The 22,709-nt window shown below is 51.2% G+C and carries 19 protein-coding genes; 3 read left to right on the plus strand and 16 right to left on the minus strand.

Annotated features, from left to right (window positions below):
• Positions 1-11: 11 nt before the first annotated feature.
• From LIZ87_RS14980 to LIZ87_RS15000, 5 genes are all read right to left on the minus strand, one after another.
• Entirely contained in the window at positions 12-710 is a 699-nt protein-coding gene (locus LIZ87_RS14980) for an ABC transporter ATP-binding protein (RefSeq protein ID WP_227148171.1), read from the minus strand.
• Entirely contained in the window at positions 703-1,512 is an 810-nt protein-coding gene (locus LIZ87_RS14985) for an ABC transporter ATP-binding protein (RefSeq protein ID WP_178316175.1), read from the minus strand. The genes LIZ87_RS14980 and LIZ87_RS14985 overlap by 8 nt, the downstream gene beginning before the upstream one ends.
• A 1-nt stretch (position 1,513) precedes the next feature.
• Positions 1,514-2,542, minus strand: a complete 1,029-nt coding sequence (locus tag LIZ87_RS14990; protein WP_227148172.1) for a branched-chain amino acid ABC transporter permease — start codon at positions 2,540-2,542, stop codon at positions 1,514-1,516.
• 15 nt (positions 2,543-2,557) lie between these two features.
• Entirely contained in the window at positions 2,558-3,448 is an 891-nt protein-coding gene (locus tag LIZ87_RS14995) for a branched-chain amino acid ABC transporter permease (RefSeq protein ID WP_227148173.1), read from the minus strand.
• 101 nt (positions 3,449-3,549) lie between these two features.
• Positions 3,550-4,821 (minus strand): ABC transporter substrate-binding protein, encoded by a 1,272-nt coding sequence (locus LIZ87_RS15000; RefSeq protein ID WP_178317349.1) that lies wholly within the window; start codon positions 4,819-4,821, stop codon positions 3,550-3,552.
• 396 nt (positions 4,822-5,217) lie between these two features.
• Between LIZ87_RS15000 and LIZ87_RS15005 the strand changes: the two genes are divergently transcribed.
• Entirely contained in the window at positions 5,218-6,678 is a 1,461-nt protein-coding gene (locus tag LIZ87_RS15005; RefSeq protein WP_178317348.1) for a nicotinate phosphoribosyltransferase, read from the plus strand.
• 96 nt (positions 6,679-6,774) lie between these two features.
• Here the strand turns inward: LIZ87_RS15005 and LIZ87_RS15010 are convergent, their stop codons facing one another.
• The 4 genes from LIZ87_RS15010 to LIZ87_RS15025 are packed head-to-tail and all read right to left on the minus strand — an operon-like array spanning position 6,775 to position 11,276.
• Positions 6,775-8,097: a glycoside hydrolase family 32 protein gene (locus LIZ87_RS15010; protein ID WP_227148174.1), complete on the minus strand. Its 1,323-nt coding sequence runs from the start codon at positions 8,095-8,097 to the stop codon at positions 6,775-6,777.
• Positions 8,098-8,152: 55 nt separating this feature from the next.
• A complete protein-coding gene (locus LIZ87_RS15015) occupies positions 8,153-9,013 on the minus strand; it encodes a carbohydrate ABC transporter permease (protein WP_178316745.1) in 861 nt (286 codons plus the stop codon).
• Positions 9,013-9,885 (minus strand): carbohydrate ABC transporter permease, encoded by an 873-nt coding sequence (locus LIZ87_RS15020; protein WP_227148175.1) that lies wholly within the window; start codon positions 9,883-9,885, stop codon positions 9,013-9,015. The genes LIZ87_RS15015 and LIZ87_RS15020 overlap by 1 nt, the downstream gene beginning before the upstream one ends.
• Before the next feature lie 14 nt (positions 9,886-9,899).
• Entirely contained in the window at positions 9,900-11,276 is a 1,377-nt protein-coding gene (locus LIZ87_RS15025) for an ABC transporter substrate-binding protein (RefSeq protein WP_178316743.1), read from the minus strand.
• A gap of 296 nt (positions 11,277-11,572) precedes the next feature.
• On the opposite strand from LIZ87_RS15025, the gene LIZ87_RS15030 reads away from it, so the two are divergent.
• Positions 11,573-12,604, plus strand: a complete 1,032-nt coding sequence (locus LIZ87_RS15030; protein ID WP_178316742.1) for a LacI family DNA-binding transcriptional regulator — start codon at positions 11,573-11,575, stop codon at positions 12,602-12,604.
• 81 nt (positions 12,605-12,685) lie between these two features.
• Here LIZ87_RS15030 and LIZ87_RS15035 read toward each other — a convergent pair whose 3' ends face one another.
• Positions 12,686-13,978, minus strand: coding sequence for a galactokinase (locus LIZ87_RS15035; RefSeq protein ID WP_178316741.1), 1,293 nt, complete (start codon positions 13,976-13,978; stop codon positions 12,686-12,688).
• A 190-nt stretch (positions 13,979-14,168) separates the two neighbouring features.
• Here LIZ87_RS15035 and LIZ87_RS15040 point away from each other — a divergent pair, with 190 nt between their 5' ends.
• Positions 14,169-15,113 carry a TIGR01212 family radical SAM protein gene (locus tag LIZ87_RS15040; protein WP_178316747.1) on the plus strand — a complete coding sequence of 315 codons (945 nt, stop codon included), beginning with the start codon at positions 14,169-14,171 and terminating at the stop codon, positions 15,111-15,113.
• Here the strand turns inward: LIZ87_RS15040 and LIZ87_RS15045 are convergent.
• The 6 genes from LIZ87_RS15045 to LIZ87_RS15070 form a co-directional block, all read right to left on the minus strand.
• On the minus strand, positions 15,108-16,403 hold the full coding sequence (locus LIZ87_RS15045; protein WP_178316740.1) for a CapA family protein: 1,296 nt from the start codon (positions 16,401-16,403) through the stop codon (positions 15,108-15,110). The two genes, LIZ87_RS15040 and LIZ87_RS15045, sit on opposite strands and share 6 nt — an antisense overlap.
• Before the next feature lie 175 nt (positions 16,404-16,578).
• Complete coding sequence (locus LIZ87_RS15050; RefSeq protein WP_178316079.1) at positions 16,579-17,445, minus strand: DegV family protein; 867 nt, start codon at positions 17,443-17,445, stop codon at positions 16,579-16,581.
• Between the two features lie 173 nt (positions 17,446-17,618).
• On the minus strand, positions 17,619-18,413 hold the full coding sequence (locus LIZ87_RS15055; protein ID WP_178316080.1) for a hypothetical protein: 795 nt from the start codon (positions 18,411-18,413) through the stop codon (positions 17,619-17,621).
• Between the two features lie 201 nt (positions 18,414-18,614).
• Positions 18,615-20,627, minus strand: a complete 2,013-nt coding sequence (gene htpG / locus LIZ87_RS15060; RefSeq protein ID WP_227148176.1) for a molecular chaperone HtpG — start codon at positions 20,625-20,627, stop codon at positions 18,615-18,617.
• Positions 20,628-20,827: 200 nt separating this feature from the next.
• Complete coding sequence (locus LIZ87_RS15065) at positions 20,828-22,042, minus strand: sigma-70 family RNA polymerase sigma factor (RefSeq protein WP_178317358.1); 1,215 nt, start codon at positions 22,040-22,042, stop codon at positions 20,828-20,830.
• A 66-nt stretch (positions 22,043-22,108) separates the two neighbouring features.
• Complete coding sequence (locus LIZ87_RS15070) at positions 22,109-22,609, minus strand: DUF5721 family protein (protein WP_227148177.1); 501 nt, start codon at positions 22,607-22,609, stop codon at positions 22,109-22,111.
• Between the last annotated feature and the right edge of the window lie 100 nt (positions 22,610-22,709).

Below are 22,709 nucleotides of genomic sequence, written 5' to 3' on the forward strand. Positions count from 1 at the left end.
TCCATTTCCTCCTATTGTCCCAGATAGGCCTTTTTCACACGGGCATCATCCAAAAGCTCCTTTGCGCTTCCCTCGATGGAGATCCTTCCTGTCTCCAGCACATAGGCCCTGTTGGAGATGGCCAAGGCCATTTTCGCGTTCTGCTCCACCAGAAGGATGGTGATCCCCTTTTTATTTACTTCCTTAATAATGGAAAATATTTCCTTTACCAACAGAGGAGACAAGCCCATGGACGGCTCATCCATCAGGATCATCTTCGGCTTTGACATCAGGGCCCGGCCTACTGCCAGCATCTGCTGCTCACCGCCGGAGAGAGTGCCCGCCAGCTGCCTGCGCCGCTCCCGAAGCCTTGGGAAACGCTCATACACATCTGCCATGGCAGCCTCCATGCCGCTTCCGTCTGCAAAGGCCCCCATTTCCAGGTTTTCCTCCACTGTCATCTGTGCAAAAATGTGGCGCCCCTCCGGCACATGGGCCAGCTTCAGGTTAATGATCCTGCTGGGCTCCGTTTTTCTCAAATCTGCCCCGTCAAAGCGTATCTCCCCGCTGTCCGCCTTTTTCAGCCCCGAAATGGTCCGAAGGATCGTGGTCTTTCCTGCGCCGTTGGCACCGATGAGGGACACGATCTCCCCGTCATTTACCTTCAGGGAGACACCGTGGATGGCATGGACTGCGCCATAGGACACCTCCAGATGATTGATCTCAAGCATTGGCCTGCACCTCCTCGTCCTCCTTGCCCAGGTATGCCTCGATTACCTTTGGGTTATTTGCGATCTCCTCCGGTGTGCCGGAGGCAATGGTGGTGCCGAAATCCAGCACCTGGATCCTCTGGCAGATCTTCATCACTAGGCTCATGTCATGCTCGATCAAAAGCACGGATATCTTAAACTGGTCACGGATATAGTTGATGATCTCTAACAGCTCCTCTGTCTCCGTAGGATTCATGCCTGCCGCAGGCTCATCTAACAAAAGCAGCTTCATATCCGTTGCCAATGCCCTGGCGATCTCTAAGCGGCGCTGCTGCCCGTAGGGGAGATTCGCTGCATCGTAGTCCTCCTTGCCGGACAGATGGACGATATCAAGGAGCTCCCTGGCCCGCTCTGTCAGCTTTTCCTCCTCCCTCCAGTACAGAGGGGTGCGCAGGATCGCATGGGGCAGCTTGTAGGTCAGATCCTGCTGCATGGCCGCCTTCACATTGTCGATCACAGACATTTTCTTAAACAGCCTGATATTCTGAAAGGTTCTGGCAATGCCTGCCTGGACGATCTGATGGGTCTTCTTTCCGTTCATGCATTCCCCATTCAGGTAAAAGGAGCCCTCGGTGGGCTTATACACACCCGTGATCAGATTGAATACCGTGGTCTTACCGGCGCCGTTTGGCCCGATGAGACCCACCAGCTCCGACTCTCCGATCTCCATATTAAAGCTGTCCACGGCCTTTAAGCCGCCGAACTGGATCCCCAGATTCTGTGCCCGTAAGACAGGTACTTTTTCCTTTTCTGTTCCTGCCATGTCATACACCTGCCTTTCCCTGGCTGTCTGCCTGTTTTGGCGTTTCTTTCCTCACAGACGCCTTCCCGGTCCCTGCCTTCAGAAGCCGCGACAGGGAAAACTCCCAGGAGCCGAAGATACCGCCCGGTTTAAAGATCATTACCAGCACCAGCACCACCGAGTAGGCCAGCATTCTGTACTGGGAGAACTGCCGCATCATCTCCGGCAGGGAGGACAGAAAGGCCGCACCGAGAATGGAGCCCGTGAGGGAGCCCGTTCCGCCGATAATGACCTCGGACAGAAGCTCTGCGGAGTACATAAAGTTGAAATTGGTGGGGATCATGGCTGTCATATAGTGGGCATAGATACCGCCGCCGATCCCTGCAAAAAATGCTGCCACCGCAAAGGTCAGCACCTTGTAGTAGGTCACATTGATGCCGGAGGAGGCCGCTGCAATATAATCCTCCCGGATGGCCTTTACGGTGCGCCCGTACCGGCTCCTCACATACATATACATCACAGTCACGCACACCACCATGATCCAGTAGCACCAGTAGAAATCCGCCAGCTTCAGGATGCCGCTCATCGTCTTTCCGCCTCCGGTGATCTCGAAGTTGCAGAAAGCTACGCGGATGATCTCGGCAAAAGCCACGGTAACAATGGCCAAATAGTCCCCCCGCAGGCGCAGGGCCGGAATACCCACCAGCACTCCCGCCGCCGCTGAGGCAAGTCCCCCGGCCAGCAGAGCCAACAGCAGCAGTCCCAGGTCCGGAAGACCCTTCCCTGCCAGCGCACCCGACACAATGGCGGAGGCATAGGCTCCCACAGATACAAAACCTGCATGGCCTAAGGAAAATTCTCCCATGCAGCCCACGATCAGATTCAGAGAGGCCACCATGATGATCGTATAGCAGGCAGTTGTGCAGATTCCCTTGATATACTGTGTTTTTGTGCCGAATATCTGTGTCTCAAACAGGAAGACAAACAGAAGGAATATCGCCAGTACCCCCAGTACATTCAGGAGGTAGGATATTTTATAAGCCTTTTTCATTGTATTCCACCTCCATCAGACTTTCTCTCCCACATTCTTGCCCAGAATGCCGGAGGGTTTTACGAGCAGGATCACGATCAGCAGGCTATAGGTCACTGCCTCATACCAGCCCGGTGCAAACAGCTTCACAAAGATCTCCACCAAACCTACCAGGACACCGCCCAGCATGGCTCCCGGAATAATGCCGATCCCGCCCAGCACAGCGGCGATAAACGCCTTTAAACCCATCATGGAGCCCATGTCATTGGTGACGCGGGGATAATTGGCACAGTACATCAGCGCTGCCACTGCCGCCAGGCCGGAGCCGATGGCAAAGGTGATGGTGATGATCCTGTTTACGTTGATGCCTGTCAGGACGGAGGCATCCCTGTCCTGGGGCACTGCCCGCATGGCCTTTCCAAGCTTTGTCTTCTTGATGAAAAGCTGCAGGGAGACCATCATCACCAAACCGATGATAATAGACAGCAGCACGTTCATGGGCAGCGTCACTCCCATGACCTTTACGGCAGGCAGGGAAAATATCTTCGGCACATTGTGCGGCTTTGCTCCGAACAGCACCATAGCCAGGTTCTCCAAAAACAGGCTCATGGCCATGGCAGTGATCAGCGCCGACATGGAGCCGGCCTTCCGCACCGGCTTGTAGGCCACTGTCTCTACCAGCACGCCCACAAGGGAGCATACCACCACTGCCAGAAATACAGAAAGCCATACCGGCATTCCTGCGTTTGCCATCAGCGGTATGGTATAGAATAAGGTATATGCGCCGATCATGATAAAATCACCATGGGCAAAGTTGATCATTCGGATGATACCATAAACCATGGTGTAGCCCAGGGCGATCAGCGCATAGATGGCGCCCTGGTTCAGTCCATTTATCAGATTCTGAATGAAAAGCGAGAATGTCATAAGCAAAATCCTTTCAGGAAAAGACAAGATGTGCATATCAGCCGATTGAGAAGACTTCTATGCACATCTGTCAGCTTCTTATTTCATGATCACAACGTTCATTATTCCTTTGCACCGGTAGGAGAAAGGGTCATCATCCATTTTACCTGTCCATCCTCGTAGGTGTTGATGGCTACGGATTTCTCAGGATCACCGTTGGCATCCAGAGTAAAGGTTCCGCCCACGCCGGTGAAGGTCATTCCGGTCATGCCCTTTATAAGGGAGGCCGTATCGCTGCCGCCGCCGTTCTTTGCAGCCTCCTCCAGCATGTAAATGGCATCATAGTACAGCGCTGCGCAGGCATTTAAGCTCTCTGTTCCGTAGGTCTCTGTATATTTGGATACGAAGTTGGCAACTGCAGGAGCCGTGTCCTCAGAAGAATAGTGGTTGGTGAAATAGCAGTTTGCAAACTCAGCCTCCAGGCCGGAGGTATCGGAGCCGTCCCAGCCATCGCCGCCCATGATCGCTCCCTCAAAGCCGGCATTTCTGGCTGCACCTACTAACAGCGGTACGGTGTCTAAGAAGCAGGGATAGAACAGGAAGTCTGCTCCGTTGGCAACCACCTGGGAGGCCTGAGCGGAAAAGTCGGTATCCTTTGTGGTGCACTCACCTGTATAAACCACCTCAATGCCGTTGGCCTCTGCATTTTCAATGAATGCATCCTTCAGGCCGTTGGAGTAATCGTCATCCTTTGCATAGATCACAGCAGCCTTAGTCCAGCCCTGCTCCTTTGCAAACTGTGCAGCCATCTTGCCCTGATAGGGGTCAATAAAGCAGTTCCGGAAAATGGCGTCGCCCTTTAAGGTGACATCCTTGTTGGTAGCGCCTGTTGCCAGCAGGAGCATGCCGTCCTTTGACGCCTGTTCTGCAATCGGTAAGGTAACAGAGGAGAAGAAGCAGCCAACGATCGCCTCCGGTCCCTGGGCCATCAGGCCATTATAGGCATTGATCGCCTGCTTTGCATCTGTTGCATCATCCATCAGCTTTCCGTTGTTGACGATCTCGATCTTGTACTCCGGATCCGATGCGTTGATCTCCTCTGCCGCCATGGTAACAGCGTTCTGTGCGCCCTCGCCGTAGATGGCGGAACCACCTGTCAGGGAACAGATCACACCGATCTTAATGACCTTATCCTCCTCTCCTGCTGCCCCGGCAGGAGCGGCCTCGGTGGCTGCGGTTTCCCCGGCGGCGGATGCAGCCTCAGTGGATCCGGCAGCTGCTGCAGCCGTCGTGCTGCCTCCTGCAGCCGCCTGCTGTGCAGAGGAACCGCACCCTGCAAGAAGTCCTGCGGTCATTGCCGCGGTGAGAGCTACTGACAACCATTTCTTTTTCATAATCATTTCCTCCTCATTCTCAGCTTCATACAGGACAATCCGGCTTCGTAAACAAAAGAGGCCCCTCGCCTTCCGGCTGAGACCTCTTTGTTCTCCTGCTCTGTATGTTAGGTGGATTATAGCATCCTGATTTTCAAAACACAAGCGATTTCTGGTTTTCCTTTTTTTCTAAATGGTTTACCGTAATTTTCTGTTTTTTCCTGCGTAAAGTTCTTTTATTCTTCCATATGAAAGTATTATCAATAAAGGCTGTCCTTCAAAGATGCCCCTCCTGTCAGGCAGGCAATGGACTCGTTATTTTTTTATCAACCTATTTGCCTTTTGTAAAATCTATGCTATACTTCTGTCAATAAAACGAGCCACCTCGCTAAGTGCTCACAACTAGGAGGAACTATCATGGACCAAAGAAATCTCACGTTACTCACTGACCTGTACGAGCTCACTATGATGCAGGGCTATTTTAAGGAAAAGGACGCCAACGAAACCGTGATCTTTGACGCGTTTTTCCGCACTAATCCACACGGCAACGGCTTTTCCATCTGCGCAGGTCTTGAACAGGCCATCGAATATATCCGTGACCTGCATTTCGATGACAGCGACATCGAATATTTGAGAGGCCTCCATCTCTTTGAGGAAGATTTCCTGGAATATCTCCATGAGTTCAAATTCACCGGTGATATCTATGCCATTCCTGAGGGCACTGTGATCTTCCCCAGGGAGCCCATTGTAAAGGTCATCGCTCCCATCATGCAGGCCCAGCTCATCGAGACGGCTCTCTTAAATATCATCAACCACCAGAGCCTGATCGCCACGAAGACAGAGCGCATTGTCCATGCTGCCAAGGGGGACGGTGTCATGGAGTTCGGACTCCGGCGTGCCCAGGGACCGGACGCAGGCACCTACGGCGCAAGGGCTGCCATGATCGCAGGCTGCATCGGCACCTCCAATGTGCTCTGCGGCAAAATGTTCGATGTGCCTGTAAAGGGAACCCATGCCCACAGCTGGATCATGAGCTTTCCCGATGAGCTCACTGCCTTCCGCACCTATGCAAAGCTGTATCCCACTGCCTGCATTCTGTTAGTAGACACCTATGACACCTTAAACTCCGGCATCCCCAATGCCATCAAGGTATTTACGGAAATGCGGGAGGCCGACATCCCTCTTACCTTTTACGGCATCCGCTTAGACAGCGGCGACTTAGCTTACCTCTCCAAAAAGGCCAAAAAGATGCTGGATGAGGCCGGGTTCTCCGATGCTGTCATCTCTGCCTCCAATGATCTGGATGAATACCTGATCGACAGCCTGAAGATGCAGGGAGCCACCATCAACTCCTGGGGTGTGGGAACCAATCTTATCACCTCAAAGGACTGCCCCTCCTTTGGCGGCGTCTACAAGCTGGCTGCTATAAAGGACAAGGCAAGCGGAAAGTTTATCCCAAAGATCAAGCTCTCTGAAAATGCAGAAAAGATCACCAACCCAGGCAACAAGACCATCCAGCGTATATACGACAAGGCCACAGGAAAGATCATCGCTGACCTGATCTGCTTAGTCGGCGAGAAGTTTGATACCAACAACTCCCTGCTTCTCTTTGATCCCATTGAGACCTGGAAAAAGACCCTGCTGGCTCCGGGAAGCTACACCGTGAGGGAGCTCCTTGTTCCTGTATTCTTAAATGGAACCTGCGTATATAAGTCCCCGAAGGTAATGGATATCCAGGCCTACTGCAAGAGGGAGCTGGATACCCTGTGGGATGAGTCCAAGCGTCTGATGAACCCTCACGAGGTCCATGTGGACCTGTCCAATGAGCTGTGGCATATGAAGAACCAGCTCCTGGAATCCTATCACAAGAACAGCTGATATCCAGCGAAACCAACAAGCGCCTGCACTGCCCCGGACTCTTTTGTCCGTGGACAGCGCAGGCGCTTATTTGATATTTGATCTGTCTGATCCTGTTTAAGACTCCAGGGTGCAGAGCCTCAGCCTTTCCATGGAATCAAACTGCAGCTTTCCGGTCAAACCGTAGACCGCATTGCTGATCACATATTCTCCCTGATTGATAAATACCTCGACGATATTGGAGCTGACATAAATATCCAGATGACAGCCTGATCTCAGCTCCGGGGTCTCAAAGGCAAGCCTGTATTCCTTATGGCCGCCGAACACGGCGCTTCTGTCCGTATGGATCCTGTTTCCTTCCCGGAAGATCTGATAACCGCCTATATCCAGGCGCTCTCCCTCCTCCATATCAAGGCTTACCCGGTAGCCGGCCTCATCGGCCTCCGAGGGTGCTGTGATCTGTCTTGTGTAGCGGCTTTCCACATTGGGATGGGGCCTGAAATAGACAAAGCCTTCCTTCACCTCGATCACCCGCGGCATACAGAGCATGCCGATCCATTCCCCGTCCACAGCCTCCGGCATACGCAGCCAGGCAACCATGATCTGCCGTCCTTCCTCATCCTTTATGCTCTGGGTGGCATAAAGATCCAGTCCATGATCTGCGTACTGGAAGGTATCCGGCAGACTCATGACACAGCCCTTCTCCTCAAAGTCCACTGCCGCACAGATGATCTGATTCTCCTCCCTCTTTCCATCCTTTATGATGCCCATGGAGGAGAGCAGCAGCACATTCCCGCCCTCTGTCTCCAGGTATTCCGGGCATTCCCACATCCAGCCCCAGTGGGGCTCATGGGATACGCTGTTTACATAGCTCCAGCTGGCCAGGTCATTGCTCTTGTAGAATAAGAGCTTTCCTCTGCCATCCTCTGTCGTGCTTCCTAAGACCAGGTACCAGCCGTTTCTTCCACGCCACACCTTCGGATCCCTGGTATGTGTCCTGTCTCCCACACGCTTATCCTCTATGGGCGGGATAATAACCTGCTTCCCTTTAAAATTATCAAAATGCTTCCCGTCCTCTGAGCACAGCATGAGCTGGGCAGAGTCAAACTGTTCATCCAGACAATGGTGGATGTCCTTCGGATCGGGCTTATGATAGTGTACTCCCGTATAAAACAGATACATTTTCCCATCATACTCCAGGGCGCTTCCTGAGAAGCAGCCGTTCTGATCCTCGCAAATAGTGGGGAAAAGGGCAACTCCTCTGTGCTCCCAGACCACCAGGTCCCTGCTCACTGCATGGCCCCAGCGCATGGTCCCCCACCGTGTATCATATGGGAAATATTGGTAAAACAAATGATATTCTCCTTTATAATATATGAAGCCGTTCGGATCATTCATCCAGCCCCCCGGGGCTTTTACATGTATCTTATTCACTGTCATATTTCATGCATTCCTTATACGAAAAGTCTTGCCGCCCATAGGCGGTATAAGTTAACTACTTTACTGCACCGGCAACCACACCTCCGATGATCTGCTTCTGGAGCACGATATACAGAATGAGGATCGGGATCACGCACAGCAGCAGCCCTGCCATGATTGTACCATAGTCTGCGGAATATGTCCCGTAAAAACTGTAGGTAGAAAGAGGCAGCGTCAGAAGCTTCTTGTCTGTCAGCACCAGGGATGGCAGCAGGAAGTCATTCCAGAAGGCCAGGGAGTTTAAGATCACCATGGTGGAGATAATGGGCTTCAAAAGAGGAAGCACGATCTTAAAAAATGTCTCCGCGTGGGTACAGCCGTCAATGCAGCTGGCCTCCTCCAAAGCAATCGGCACATTCCCCCGGATAAAGCCGTGGAACATGAACACGGACATTGCCATGGAAAAGCCTGTATGCATGAAGATCAGAGTGATCCTGTGGTTCAATACGTTCAGCGTGCCGCCGTAGATGCTCACCAATGGGATCATGATGGCCTGGAAGGGGATGATCATGGAGGCTACCATCAACGCAAAGGTGATATTGGAGATCATGTTGCTGTGGCGCACAATATAGTATGCCAGCATGGATGCCAAAAGGGTTACCAGCACAGTGGCACAGCCTGTCACGATCAGGGAATTCTTAAAGGCATTTAAGAAGTCCATCTGTGTAAATGCCTTCACAAAGTTGTCAAAGGACAGTCCCTTGATGGTGAACAGCCAGGAAAAGGGGCTCTTGATGATATCCCGCTTCTGCTTTAGGGAATTGATGACCACCATCAGAAAGGGAAACATATAGGCAATAAAAACAATGACCAGTAATCCGATAAAAAGGGCGTTTGTCACCTTCCGCTTATTTCCTCCAACCGTTGTCTGCTTCATTATGCTTCTACCTCCTGTCTCTTTGTCAGATATACCTGGATACCGCTGATACATGCAACAACAATAAATAAGATGAGGGCTTCTGCCTGGCCTACACCGAACTGTCTGGAGGTAAAGGCCTTCTCATACACATGCATGGCCGCCATCTGTGTGGAGCCGTAGGGGCCTCCTGCTGTCAGGGACAGGTTCACATCGTAGACCATGAATGCCCTTGACAGGGTAAGGAAAAGGCAGATTGTAACGGATGACATCATAAGAGGCATTATGATATTCTTTAATTTCACCCAGCCGGCAGCTCCGTCAATGCTGGCTGCCTCCATCACATCCTCGCTGAGGCCCATAAAGCCCGCCACGTAGATCAGGATCATATAACCTGACAGCTGCCACACAGACACCAGCACCAGGGCGGCAAATGCCTTGCCCGGCGTGGAGAGCCAGGAGGCCGCAAACAGTTCCCAGCCAGTGGCCTCTCCGATGCTGACAAAGGCTCTGGAGAATACGAACTGCCAGATATAGCCCAGGACGATACCTCCGATCAGGTTGGGGGTAAAGAAGCCTGCCCGGAAGAAATCCTGTCCCTTAATGCCTCTTGTGAGGAGATAGGCAATGCCGAAGGCAAGGACATTTACCAGGATCACCACTGCGATCACGTACTGGAAGGTCAGTCCTAAGGAAGTCCAGAACTGGCTGTCGCGCACAACGCCTCCAAAATTTTCAAATCCAATAAAATTCTTTACCTTGGAGACTCCGTTCCAGTCTGTCAGGGTAAGATAAACGCCGTAAACAAAGGGAATTATCACAACTGCAAAGAAGCAGAACATTCCCGGTAATGCAAACATACAGAAATCTTTTCCATTATTTTTTGACTTCATAATCCGAACCTCTCCTATTTCTGTTCTGCCCAATAAGCTTCGATTTCCCTGATCAGCTCTGCCCTGTCGCATCTTCCTGCCAGATACTTCTGCATGGATGCTCCCAGTATGGACCAGTGGTCGTTGGGAACAATGGCTGAGGCGTTAAATGCATTGCCAGAGTGGACCTTCTCGTAAATATCGCGGCTCAAAGGATCTGCCGGCTCATATGGGTTATTTTGAAATGGCGGAATGATGCTGCAGCTGTTTACCACCATCTGCTGTCCGATTTCGCTGTATACCATCCAGTTTAAGAACTCCTTTGCAGCGGCCTTCTGCTTATCCGTTGCGATCTGCCCGTCCATCATGACCTGCTTGGAAGGGGATCCCTGGATATTGCTGTTTGCAAAGTCACTCTCGTCATCGCTCACAAAATATGGAAGGAAGCCGTATTCGTCCTGTGTATCCGCACCTGCCTCCTCCAGGTTGGGCCATGCCCAGTTGCCGTTGAACCAGAAGGCCGTCTTGCCGTCAGCCAGGTCAATGGCCATCTCGTCATAGTCAGCTCCCAGGGGATCGGCCTTTGCCACATTGTACTCCTTCAGCACATCGAACATATCCAGAAACTGGGAAAGCCTGTCATATGTACTGAGATCCAGGGTTCCTGCCTTGATCTTCCCAATCACCTCCTGAGCTCCCTCTGAGGTTCCGTCGTAGAGCTCATAAGCGTACTGCAGGTGATGGGCTCCTAAGGACCAGTCCTCCTTTGCCAGGGAGATGGGACGCTCCATGCCTGCCGCCCGGAGCTCCTCCAGGATCCCCTTGAAATCACTTAAGGTCTTGATGGAGGCGGGATCAAACTCTCTTCCCAGGGTATCCTCGATCACGGCCTTGTGGTATATGATGCCGCGTCCCTCGATACAGAGAGGAAGGCTGTACACCTTGTCATTCACTCTTGTCAGATACTCCTCTGCCTCTGCTGTCCATGGCTCCGCTGTCAGATCCTCTGCCTTTTCCTCTGCAAGGGCGATCACGTCCGTCGTATCAAGGATGGACAGCGTAGGGGGATTTCCAGAGTTGTAAAGGCTTACTACCTTTGTGTAGGGAGAATCACCATCTGTGACCGGCATGACCTCCACATGTACTCCTGACCTTTCCTCAAATACTTCACTCATCTTATTCAGTGCCACCTGGATCTCAGCCTTTGAATTCAGAAGGGTGATGCTGGTTCCCTTCAGGCTTTCATCGTATGCAAAGGTATCCACAGACATATTGATCGGTATCTCCGTCTTCACCTCATTCGGATCATCCGGATCACTGGCAAAACCAAATCTGCACCCTGTCAGCGCGGCGGGCAACAGAAGCGCCGTCAGTGCCAGCGCTGTGACTCTCGTCAATCTCTTCCTTTTCATGCATCCTTTCCTCCTTGATATAGCCTCGTCTCATTTTTATAATCGGTTACGTTATCGGTAAAGTAACCGGTTACTTTACATGTCTTTATATTACCATATTGTCAACTGTGCGTCAATAAGGCAATCTTAATTTTGTAACATATGCATGTTTTTGATAGGCCATCTTTATGCACATGTTACAAAACCGGTTACTTAACCCATTACTTACTGTTTTTCTTTTCGTCTTTGTGCTATACTTGTCATAATTCGAAATTTCAGGAGCAGCCTTCTGCAGGCGGCAAAAGGATGTGATTTACATGGCACAGAAAAAGAATCCGACCTTCAGCGATATTGCACAGTACACGAATTTTTCAAAGACCACCATATCCAGGTACTTTAATAACCCGGATTCTCTTACCCTGGAGAACCAGGAGATCATTGCCAATGCGCTGAAGGAACTCAATTACAAGGAAAATAAGGTGGCCCGCATTCTGGCAAACGGCAAGACCGAATTTGTGGGCATCATCATTCCTGATCTGTTCAACAACTATTACTCCGAGATGCTGAACCAGATCTTGTCCACCTATGCGGAATACGGCTACAAATTCCTTGTTTTCATCGGCAATGAAAACGGGGATATCGAACGTCAGTATATCAAGGAGCTTATGGCCTACAAGATCGAGGGCCTGATCATCTTAAGCCATACCATTCCCTCCAAGGAGCTGGCAGAGCTCCAGCTTCCCATTGTCACCATTGAGAGGGAAGACAGGTACGTATGCAGCGTCAACACAGACAATTACATGGGCGCCATCCAGGCCACCAGCCTTCTGGCAAAACATGACTGTGATATCCTGATACACATCAATTCTCCCACCGCACCGGAGGTTCCTGCCTATGGAAGGATACAGGGCTTTCTGGATATCTGTGAGGAAAAGCATTTAAAGCACCAGATCATATACAAGAGCTTCGGCAATACCTATGAGGAGGCCAGAAACAAGCTGGGAGAGGCCCTGAAGGAGATCAGTGAGAATTATCCCGGTCTCAAAAAGGGCATCTTTGTCTCCAATGACACTCATGCCAATATCCTTTTAAATCTTTTGTTCCAGAAATACGGTACTCTGCCTGAAGATTACCTTATTGTGGGCTTTGACAACTCCCCCATCTCCACCGAGTCTGTGATCCCCATCAGCACTGTGGGACAGCAGATCGACAGGATCGCCCACGAGGCAGTGAGTCTTCTGGTGGAGCAGATGAATGAGCGCAAGAAAAGGCGCCCCGTCCCCCTGAAGGAGCCGATCCACAAGATCATAACTCCCGTCCTGCTGCGCAGAAGCACTACGGAGAGATAAAAAAACAGGGATGCTGCACACAGCTGCCTGACATGGCGGGCTGATGGGAAGCATCCCTGTTTTATCGGTCAAGTATATAGATCAAAGCAGATCATTGATGCATACGGCGCCGTAGGGGCGGATGCTCATCCTGTAAGCGCTGTCCTTTCCGGTAGCCTTTTCAATATACTCTATGTATTCGTCTACCAGGTCATTTGGCAGCATTGCCATGATAACCCCGGCAAATCCGCCTCCATGAACACGGCAGGCACCTCTCTTTTTCTCGGCAATGAACATCTCTGTGAGAGCCAGGGTCACAGTAATGCCCTGCTCCTGGTAGCTTGAGTTGGTAAAGCAGTTCTGGAGCCATTTCCAGGAGGAGTTGCCGGAAGCAGTGATATTTGTGAGGAAGGAAGCAAAATCGTTCTCCTTTAATGCTTTTACCTCTGCCTCTACCCTCTTATTCTCCTCAAAGAAATGAAGGGCGCGGAGCACGGAGCGGTCTCCTGCAAATGCTCTCACCTCAGAAAGGTGATCGATCACATCCTTCTCTGTGATCTGGGCCAGCACCTCTTTTCCAAAGAACTGTGCTACCTTCTTCATCTCATTCGGAACAGAGGAGTAATCTGCGCTTAAGTCCGCATGTCCCTTTCCCGTCTGTACAATGATCAGGCTGTGGTCCTGGGAGCCGAAATCAAAATCAATCTTCTCCACTGCAGGAGCCTGGGGATCTACAAAATCAATGGTGATCAGTCCGCCTACTGCGCAGGCCATCTGATCCAGCAGGCCGGATGCCTTATCCCAGTAATGGTTCTCGGAGTATTTGCCAATGTGGGCATAGGCCACGGTGTCCATACGTCCCTCATTAAAGAAGGTATTTAACATGGAGCAGAGAAGCATCTCAAAGGCTGCGGAGGAGCTGACGCCCGCTGCACTGATCACATTGCTGGTGATATAGGCATTAAAACCGCCCACCAGGTAGCCTGCCTCCGTAAAGCCCTTCAGCAGTCCCTTTACCAGATCAATGGTCCCGGCTTTTTTTGCGCTGGGCTCCAGATGGTTTAAGTCGATGGTGAAATCCTGGTTATATGTCTCGCTGACGATCCGCACGCTGTCCGTTCCGTTCTTTGCAGCCACACCCACACAGTCCAGGTTGATGCTTCCGGCTAACACCTTGCCGTGATTGTGGTCCGTATGGTTTCCGCTGATCTCCGTACGTCCGGGTGATGAGAACAGCAGCACATCCTGATCCTCCCCAAAGGTCTTGCCATACCCCTTTAACAGCTCTTCGTAGCGCCTAACATTTTCCTTCACTGCTGATTCCCCGTAAAGCTTTGCAAACAGGGCATCGGCTTTTCCACTTTTAAGCAGCTCGATCATGTCATTTCCCTTCATAATTTTCCCTCTCCTTTTCCACAGATAAACTAGTGTCCAGAGGGCAACGCCCTCTTTGTTATTAGTTTATCACAAACCCATTGAGAACTACAATACAATATTCTATGATGAGATATAAAAAAAATAGAAAGAACGTGATATAATGGTAAGATCATAACATACACTGCAGAAAGGAGCGCTCTCTGTGAGCCTGACCTGGAACAATACTCCCTACCATTCCCTGGATTATGAATTGAAGACCACCTTTGGCCGCAAAATATACAAGCTGTCCTTAGACGGAGGCATGACCTGCCCTAACCGCGATGGAACTCTGGGCACAAGAGGCTGTATTTTCTGCAGCGAAGGCGGCTCCGGCGACTTTGCTGCTCCGGCCTCCATGGATATCCGTGACCAGATCGGGGCGGCGAAGGAGCGCGTGATGAAAAAAATGCCGTTCCAGTCAGAGGGACCGGGCTTTATCGCCTACTTTCAGTCCTTTACCAACACCTATGCCCCTGTTCCCTATCTGCGCTCCCTGTTTACCCAGGCCATTCTCCACCCGGATATTGCAGGCCTTTCCATCGGCACAAGGCCTGACTGCTTAGATGGTGATGTTCTCGCCCTCTTAAGGGAACTAAATGCCATAAAGCCTGTCTGGGTCGAATTGGGACTTCAGACCATCCATGAGGAGTCTGCCCGTTTTATACGGAGGGGCTACGGGCTCCCTGTATTTGAGGCTGCCCTTGCCGGTCTAAAGGAAGCAGGCATCACTGTGATCGTCCATGTGATCCTGGGCCTTCCCGGAGAATCCCGGGACATGATGAGGGAAACGGCTGCCTATCTGGCCTCACGTCCCATAGATGGGATCAAGCTCCAGCTCCTCCACATATTAAAAGGGACGGATCTGGCAGATATCTACCAAACCCATCCCTTCCCTGTTTTCACAATGGATTCCTATATTGACCTTGTCATTGACTGTGTGGAGCTTCTGCCCCCTTCTATCACCATCCACAGGCTCACAGGCGACGGCCCCAAGAGCCTTCTCATCGCTCCCCTCTGGAGTGCCAACAAGCGCCAGGTGCTGAACGGCTTTGCAAAGCGTTTTAAAGAGAGGCAGACCTGGCAGTCACGGCTCTGGAACGGTCATACGTTATAGCGCCGGCACATGCGATTCATTTACAGGCATGATCACCCCGTCTGCCGACACAGCTGCCCCATAGGAGAGACCGGTGATATACTGGTAAAAGTCCTGCTTTTCCTGCTCTCCTGTCAGCGCCCTTGTATATCCGGCAGAGGAGGTGCCCGGCGTAAGCGACAGGGTGGTCTCCTCCCCGTCCCACTCCGCTGTCAGGAGGGCGGTCTTCGGTATGCTGCTCCCGAACACGAAATTCCCCAGGCTGTACACGATGGGCTTTCCCTTATAATATTCCATTCCCTGGAGCACATGGGGATGGCTGCCGATCACAAGGTCGGCTCCTGCATCAATGTACTGCTTCCCCAGACCCCTCTGATACTCCTCCGGCCTGTCCCTGCGCTCAATCCCCCAGTGCACATATACTACCACATAATCACAGCTCTCCCGGACCTTCCGGATATCCTCCAGAAGAAGGGTGGGATCATAGGTGGTGAGCATGCCCGGCGTTGTGGCTGTTGCATTCCAGGAGCCCACGGGGATCACCCTGGAAGCCCCCAAAAAGCCGATCCTTTTGCCCTTTACCTCAAGGATCACCGGCTTTCTGGCTTCCTCCAGATCCCTTCCGGCGCCCACCCGGTATATTCCCGCTTCATCCAGAACATCACAGGTATCCACCAGGGCATCTGTGCCGAAATCCAGGGCATGGTTGTTTGCAAGGGTCACTATGTCGATGCCCATTTCGTGGAACAGGGATACCTTTTCCGGCGCCAGGCGGAAGGTAAACTGCTTGTCCTCCGCCGCCTTTCCTCTGCTGCTGAAGGGAAATTCCTCATTGACCATGAACAGGTCACTGCTGTCGATCACTGTCTGAAGCCCCTCATCCACCACGCCGCGGATGCCTCCGCCCCGCTCATAGGCTGCCAGCACGTGGTCTGAGAGAAGGACATCACCTGCAAAGACAAGGCGGATAGGGCCATTATCCTCTTCGAGCGTCTCCTCCGCCCGGCTCTCAAAAAGCTGCGCATCTGCCCCCTCACGGCTGCCATCCTCACTGCCCTCAGCGCCTTTGTTTCCGCCCAGATTGATCTCTCCCTCCGGGGATCCTGCGTTCCCGCCTCTTCCCGCCTCTCTGTTTTGGAAGCTTCCGTTTTCATTGCTTCCGGCATTTTCCCCTAAAAATGCCTCCTGCTCCATCTGCTTCGAGCTCACATAGGAGGTCCTTGACCCATGCCAGATAAAAAAGCCTGCTATAACTGCAAGCAGCAGCCCCATAAAGCAGGCCGCTGCCAACATCCATTTTTTTCCTCTCATAACCTGATATTTCCTTTGATCTATCGTAACAGTTCAGACGGTCTTCTTGCCCGGCTAGGCCGGACAAGAAGCATCGGATGTCCATCCGATGTGGAAATCTATGAAAAAATGGCCTTACAAGCAAGCTTGACGGCTATTTTTTCATAGATTCCCCCGCCGTCTGAACTGTTACGATCTATTCTCCGATTGCCAGTACGATGCCGCCGTCATTGGCGTATACGGTTGCCACTCCTGCGGCGTTGGTGATAACGATTTCCTTAAAGGAAGCCCGCTTTTCCAGCTCTCCCTTGACATACATCGCACGCTGGGGATTATTCACATGACATACCACTGCGCGCTTATCTGCCGTATTCCCGGCCTCCTTCACTGCAATGTCACACATGCGCTGCAGGCCCTTGTTGATGCCCCTTGCCTGGTCCAGCTTGATGATGGTGCCGCTGTCTGCCCCCATCACCGGCTTGATATTCAGGGCTGTGGCAAAAAATGCCTGAAGTCCTGAGAGCCTTCCGTTCTTGCGGAGAGTTTCCAGGCTTTCCAGGACGAAATAGGTCTTCATCCTGTCTCTGAATACAAGTGTCTTGTCCACGACCTCCTCAAAGGAAAGTCCGGCCTCACAGAGTGACTGGATCTGCAGGGCAATGTTCAGCTCTCCTGCTGATGCGGAAAGGGAATCGATCACCTCCACCTTCTTCATCTCTTCCTGCCTTCCGCTCTCCGCCATCTCTTCCTCGTAAAGCTTCTTTGCCAGCAGGGCAGAATTGTAACTGCCGCTGAGATGATTAGAGATCGTGATAACAAAAATGCTCTCCGCCTCCGCCTCCTCATATGCCTTCTTAAAAATCTCCGGTGACGGGCAGGCAGTCTTCGGACTCTCCGGACATGCGTTTACCAACTGAATAAATGACTTCTGGTCAAAGGTCTCATCATCTACTACCTGGGTATTCCCCACCTGCAGGGTCAGAGGGATCATCTGATACCTGGGATCCTTTTTCATCTCTTCTGTCAGGTCAAGGCAGCTGTCTCCAATGATCTTATAAGTCATAATAATGTCCTCCGGTTTTTCTATCCGTGCATTTTAACACGTAGTTTTAATTACTACTTATTATAACAGTATGTATCATAAAATGCAATCACTATTCATCTCCAGTTTCGGCATGCTGCTCCGCGGCTGCCGGGAGGACGGCCGGTGCGGCTTTGCTAAGCCCCCAATTCTTCCTACTCTGCCGGAGAGATACTTGCAAACACGCTGTCCGCCTGCGCTCTCAGCTCGTCAAAATAGTCAAAATGCAGCTCCAGCATCACTCCATCCAGCATTCTCACATATTTGTCAGAGTGGTGGGCCGTGCCGTCGCTGAAGGCCAGGGATGTTCTGCAGGCCTTATACTCATAGCCTCCGATGGAGATGGGGCCTGCAAAGTCCATCTTGTACTCATACTTTCCCTGCTCTGCCGCAAACTGCCCCAGATAGGTGTCCATATCGGTCTCCGGCTGCAGGAAATCCAGTGTAATGCGGTAGCTCAGCTCCGGATCATCCTCCTCCACATGTTCTCCTCCTGCCAGGGGATAGGTGCCCTTACTGCCGTCTCCCAGCTTCATGACCGCAGCCTCCGGGAAGGTCATACGGATGTCCGCCCAGCGGTTTCTATATGTTTTTCCCTCAATCCTTCCCAATTCCAGCTCCACTGCCTGGCGTTCCTTTCCCTCCAGCCAGAACCCGTCGGCTCCAAAGGTATACTGGATGCCGTCAATGGTCTTCGTGGCAGACAATATCATATGCCCCTCTTCATCCACATATTTCCATCTTCCGCCCTCCTCGATCCAGGCGCTGTGCTGAAGCTGGCCGTTTTCATCTGTATGGCAGAACCGGCCGCTCTCGTCCAGCACCCATGTCCCCGGCGCTCCGGCTGCCTGGGTTCCCTGATCTGCCCATGTACACATGGCTCCTGCCATCCACACTGCTGTTCCCAATGCAAAGGCCGTGATATATTTTCTCATCTGATTTTTCTTCATCGTCCATCCCTCCATTTTCTGTATTCCCCCTATCCTTTGTAAACAGATGCTTCCAGCATATAATAACCTTTGGAAATAGTCAACACCCTCGTTGCCCGCGGGAAGCAGGCTGTTTCTGCCCTATATCTCCGGACAGCCAAACGTAAAAAGGACCGGACAATGCTGCCCGGCCCCTTGGCACCGACTACCTGTTTTCCTGATCTATTCTGCCTTCTGTCCGGCCATGATCATCATGATCTCATTGCTGCGGCTTACAAATTTTGTCATCCGTTCCGGTGACAGCTGGCCGTGGCTTAAGCTTGCAAGGTCATAGAGCTGTTCGCAGATGACCTGGGTGTTCTCCCCCTCCTTGTTCTCCAGCACATATTTTACCAGAGGATGGTTGGCATTCAGAACCAGAGTCTCTCCCATACCTCCGAACATGCTCATGTCCATGGAGCCGCCCATGCTGTACATCTTCATCATATCCTGCATGCGGCGTGTTTCCTCTGATACAGTGATCATGGAGGCAACTCCGGCAGACTTCATTTTCTCCACCTTGATATCCAGCTTGTCATTATTCAAAGCTTTCTTGAATACCTCTGTCAGCTCCTCGGAGGACTTCTTGAACTCCTCGTCATCCTCCTTTACCTCTTCCTTGAAGGCGGCATTTAAGTCTGTGTCAATGCGCAGGAACTTCACGCCCTCCTTCTTCTGCTCCACGTGGCTGATAAATGGATTGTCAATGGCAGCAGGCATGATCACTGCGTCAATGTTCTCCTCCTTGAACAGGTTGATATACTGGCTCTGCTCCTTCTCATCTGTCACGTAGAAGATGGTATTCTCATGCTTTTCTTTGTTCTCATCCAGGCAGTCCTGAAGGGTCAGATACTTGCCCTCTAAGTTCTTGTACAGGATGTAATCGCCCATTTTTTCTGAGAACTTTTCATCCTTAATGTAGCCGAACTTGATGAAGGGAGCGATATCGTCCCAGTATTTCTCATAGTTTTCCCTGTCTGTCTTGCACATGCCGGAGAGCTTGTCTGCTACCTTCTTTGTAATGTAATCAGATATCTTCTTCACAAAGCCGTCATTCTGAAGGGCGCTTCTTGATACGTTAAGAGGCAGATCCGGGCAGTCGATGACACCCTTTAACAGCATCAGGAACTCCGGAATGACCTCCTTGATATTATCTGCAATAAATACCTGATTATTGTACAGCTTGATGGTTCCCTCCAGGCTGTCGTACTCCATATTGATCTTCGGGAAGTACAGGATTCCCTTTAAGTTGAAGGGATAATCCATGTTCAGGTGGATCCAGAACAGCGGCTCCTTGTAATCTCTGAATACCTTGCGGTAGAAGTCCTTGTACTCCTCCTCACTGCACTCATTTGGATGCTTGTTCCACAGGGGATGGATGTCATTTAAGGCAACAGGGCGCTTTAAGATCTTATATTTCTCTCTGGAGGGCTCTACCTCAACAGTCTCCTTTGTGCCGTCCTCCTTCTCCTTTTCCTCTGTCTTAGCCGGCTCAATGACGGTTTCCACAACGGTGTCCTTCTCAGTGAGCTCGTCCTTCTCTATGGTCTCATACTGTGGCTCTGCTGTCTCGTTCTTTAAGAAGATCTCCACCGGCATAAAGGCACAATATTTCTCAATGACCTCTCTTGCCCTGTACTCGTTGCAGAACTCTGTGCTGTCCTCGTTGAGGTACAGGGTGATGCTGGTTCCTGTCTCAGCCTTCTCCCCTTCTGTCATCTCAAAGTCAATACCGCCCTCAGATTCCCAGTGCACAGGCTTTGCATCCTTCTGGTAGGACAGAGAATCGATGGTCACCTTGTCGGCTACCATGAAAGCGGAATAGAAGCCCAGGCCGAAGTGACCGATGATCTGGTCCTCGTTGGCCTTGTCCTTATACTTCTCCATAAAGTCCTGGACGCCGGAAAATGCGATCTGGTTGATGTATTTATCGATCTCTTCCTCTGTCATGCCCAGGCCGTTATCTGTGATCGTAATGGTCTTGTCGTTCTGGTTCACACTTACCTGGACCTTATAATCCACATCCTCCGGCTTCTCATATTCGCCCATGAGCTCCAGCTTTTTCAGCTTTGTGATCGCGTCACAGCCATTGCTGATAAGCTCTCTGTAGAAAATGTCGTGGTCAGAATACAGCCACTTTTTGATCACAGGGAAAATGTTCTCGCTTGTAATTGATAAACTGCCTTTCTTTGCCATAATTCATGCGCCTCTTTCTTATATCATTTATCATTTCACCGTATGACGGCGTACTTGCCCTTTCGCTTTCCTGCCTGACATACATTTTGACCGAACAGTTTGTTCACAAGGTACATTTTAGTACCTGAATCAGAAAATGTCAATATAAAATTAGCACTCATTTAAAATGAGTGCTAATAAATTTGCTTTTTATACAGTCATTATGGCAGGAAATCCCTGATCTTTTTACTTTTTGAGGGATTGCGCAGCTTCCTAAGGGCCGCTGTCTCTATCTGACGAATGCGCTCTCTTGTGACATTGAACCGCTTGCCCACTTCCTCTAGGGTCATCGGATGGCCGGTCTTCAGGCCAAAGCGCAGGGTGATCACCTCACGCTCCCTGGGGCTTAGGCCCTGGAGCATGGCTTCAATCTCCTCCCTCAGGAAAATGCTCTCTGCTTTTTCCTCTGTGGAGGCATTGGTGTCATCTGCCACAAAATCTCCCAGGTTGGAGCCATCCTCATCGCCCACTGGCGTTTCCAGGGAAACCGTATCGCCGGATGCCTGCAAAAGCTCTGTCACCCTCTTTTCCGGCATCTGCACCGCCTTTGCGACCTCACCGTTGGTAGGCTCCCTGCCCAGCTCCACGGAAAGAGCCCGCTGGGCCCGGCGGATCTTATTCACGGCCTCCACCATATGCACGGGAAGGCGGATGGTCCTGGACTGGTCAGCCAGGGAACGGGTGATGGACTGCTTTACCCACCAGGTGGCATAGGTACTCAGACGGTAGCCCTTGGTGTAGTCAAACTTCTCCACTGCCTTGATAAGGCCGATATTGCCCTCCTGGACCAGATCCAAAAAGCTCATTCCCCGTCCTGCATAGCGCTTTGCGATGCTGACTACCAGCCTTAGGTTTGCCTCCACCAGCTGGTTTGCTGCCTCCTCATCTCCGGCAGTTTTCCGCTTTGCAAGCTCCAGCTCTTGTTCAGGGGACAGGAGAGGAATCGAACCGATCTCTTTTAAATATTCCCTGATAGGATCTGAGCTGCGCACGCCGTCAAGCAGATCCCCTGTTTCCCGCTCCTCCTCTTCCTCGGAAAATCCTGGTGAAAAGCCTTCCCCATTGTCCTCATCCATGCTGTCCATATTCCAGCGAAAGCCCTCCCGGACCATATTGGCGGCGGTATCATGGCTGTCTTCTGTGTCTTCCTCCAGAAAGGCCTCCTCTCCGCCGGAACCGTCCTGTTCTCCACCTTCCTCTGCCAATATCTGGATCTTTTTCTTCTCCAGACGGCTGTATATATCCTCCATCTCCTCAGGTGTCACCTGTTCTCCCGCAAAGGCGTCCAGCACCTGTGTCATTTCCAGCTTGTTTTCCTTTGATGCAGCCTGGGCAGTAAGTTTTTTCAGTTTTTCCTCCAGCTTATGTTTGTCCATGTTACATCCCTCCCTTCCTGTGTGATATCATGAAAACTGGCTTCCGGTCCTTCTCTATTGGCCGGCTCATGAATCCTCTGTGCAGACGATCCCATGTGAACGCATAAAATTTCTCACAGCCTGATCCCATTCCAGTTCCAGTGTCTTGTCCATTGTAAAAAAGTTCAGTGAAGTACCTGTTATGCAGTATAATGCGCCGTCTTCGTAACGGATATTCAGATACAGCCCCTGTATCTGGCTGCCATCAATTCCAGCGCCTGCGCTCTTTGCAAATTTTTCCACATTCTGCGGTGGAAGCTGCAGCACAATGCGAAAGCTTCCCGGCAGCTTTTTTCCTTTGATCAGGGAAAAGCAGACAGGACGCAGCATACTCCAGGAGGAAAATTCTTCGATCCGCTTCTCCTCCAGCTCTTCCTCTGTATAATATCCCTGCCGGATATGTCCGTCAATGGAAAAAACATTGTATGTAACAATAGTTACTTCTTTTACCAAAAAGGAATCAAATTCCTCCTTTACGAACAATTTGGATGTAAATGCCTTTACATCTTCTACTTTTAGTGCGGTCATTGCTGCTCTCCTTGAATCTTTCCTCTTTTTCTCCCTTCTGCTCTCCTAAGATCATAAGGGCTGCTGTTGTTTCTATATCTATTCATTCTATCCATCTTTT

The organism is Lacrimispora sp. 210928-DFI.3.58, assembly GCF_020554865.1.
Taxonomy (GTDB): Bacteria; Bacillota; Clostridia; order Lachnospirales; family Lachnospiraceae; genus Enterocloster.